This is a genomic window from Pseudomonas sp. B15(2017), assembly GCF_002113215.1.
GTDB lineage: Bacteria > Pseudomonadota > Gammaproteobacteria > Pseudomonadales > Pseudomonadaceae > Aquipseudomonas.
The window spans coordinates 1-2,129 of sequence record NZ_NEJZ01000036.1 but is presented as its reverse complement, the minus strand read 5'-3'; the positions used below and the strand labels follow the sequence as shown (position 1 = coordinate 2,129).

1 pseudogene is annotated in these 2,129 nt (G+C 62.4%); it reads right to left on the bottom strand.

The features are described 5' to 3' along the window. Positions 1–2,021 (bottom strand): annotated as a pseudogene (locus CAF73_RS29475) (hypothetical protein); the annotation flags it as partial. Between the last annotated feature and the right edge of the window lie 108 nt (positions 2,022–2,129).

The window sequence follows — 2,129 nt, the reverse complement described above, 5'->3', positions numbered from 1 at the left end:
GCTGGTGTGCCCGCCGCACCGGTCCAGGTGGCAATGATTTTGTCACCGAGCTGCATGCCGGCGTAATCCACAATGGCGGTCAGGGCATCCTTGGCGTTATTCGGGATCAGGCTGAGGTCATTCGGCGCTTCCTTGATGCGCGGTGCCGTCAGGTCCAGCGCCACACCCACACTGAATGCCTTCTCATCGGAATAACTGGTCGGCCGTCCATCCGCCCATTTGATGGAGTAGAACGCCTCGACAGTTCCCCCTTCATTGTCCTTGATCAACTCGGCGTTGATGGGGAACGGCACCGGTTGACCGGCAGTAAACGAGGACAGCTTGAGCGAGTCGTCATACCGACCGGTTTTCGAGCCCAGCCACACACCGGTCACCTCGTCATCCTTGACGGTGTTCAGGTATTCAACGGTCAACGTGGTGCCGGCCGTGTCCGCCGGCAATACGCCGTCCACCACGCCGTCCACTTTCGGCTCCGGCAGCTCTTTCCTCGGTTCGCCGACGTTCAGGATCTCGGCGTGAATCGAGTCGCGGATGGCGTGGGTGGCGTTGACGCGGTTCATCGTTCCCAGCACCGCGTCGTCGATCAGCAACTGGTAATACAGATCCAGCGTGCCGCCTTCGATCTGTTTCAGATGAAGGCCCGGGACGTTGATCAGCAAGGGCACACCGGCCGTGATATCGCCATTGGTAATCGGGCGCAGCGGCAGGTCAGGCAGGTAGGTGCTCAGGTCAGGCCGGGTGCCGAGCCAGATCAGCTTGATCGCCTGGCCGGCCGCAAAGGCGCTGTCGAATGGAATCTCGATGCGCGCCTGTGCCAAGTCCGGATCGAGCGCGCCCTGTGCCGCGTCGAGGGCGACCGGGGCCTGTAACCGCTGGATCTCGCCGATGACATTGATGAACTGGGTCTTGGACAGCAGGTCGGCGGAACCGTCGGCTTTTTTCAGGCGAAAGGACAGGCTGATCTGGGTCTTGGCCAACTGCCGCAGCGCGGCATTGGGTATCGGGATCTCGGGGATGCTGGGGACACTGGCCAGCGCCTCGCCGGTGATTTCCATGTCGATCGGTGCCCCTTCAACCGGTGTGCCCTTGAGCCGGACGATGGGGGTGTCACCCACCTTGAACTTGTTGCTGTCCACGGCAAGGATCTGCGCCGTGCCACAGGCATCCCCCAGCTTGTCGGCATCCAGCTCGTTATTCACCGCTTCCTTGCAGATGGGGGCGGCCAGTCTGTTGGTATCGGACTCCACCCTGACACGCTGCGCGTAACTCCAGTCTTCGGAGCGGTTATCGACCATGTCGTAGAGCTCGAAGGCCACGGCGAGACCGGCATCTGCGGAGTCACCCGCCTCGCGAATGGTTGCCTCGGTGATCTGCACGACAAGCGGCACTGTACCGTCGGCCTCCTCCTGAGTCAGCGGCCCGTGGATGACGAACACCCCGCCCCAGGTCACCTGAACCAAATCGCCGGCCGTTGCATTGGCGTAAGGCTGCGGGCCGTCGTCGGAGGGACCAATGGTGATCGGCACACCGGCGGCGATGTTGTCCTTGTCGATGCCGCCATCGAGAATTTCCCTGGGGATCGTCATTTTCAGTTTCGAGTGCCCCGGCCCTTCGTCGGTGTCATGGCCACCGGGGCGGGTGAGCTTGATCAGCACCTGCATCACTTCGGAGGGCTCGGCCGTTCCACCCTGCCGGGTGACGGCGTAGGACAGCGTGGACGAGCCATCACTGAAGCGCGCGGCGGGCACAAACATCGACAGCGCCGTGCCGACCTCATGATCGTCGACGGTTTTGTTGAACACCGGCTGGCCGTCCAAATAAATCACCAACCGGTCGCCCCGGTACATGGCCCCCCACGGCCCGGCGCGGCACAACAGGCCCTGTTTGGGGAAGTTGTCCCGCACGGCCGCAAGGTTGAGGCCCCAGACATCCGGCGATTGCGACACGGGGCCGGTTCTCCCGGGAATGTCGAGCGCTTTGAGCAGCAGGGGTGATGAACCAGCGGGAATGTTGACAGTCATGGCGCGAACTCCGATCGAATGGCGGGGCGATGGAGGTATTGAATGGCGCTGAACCGAGGCTGGCTACTGTCAGAAATTACAGGTGCGGGCGGGTTTAAGACGAACGGT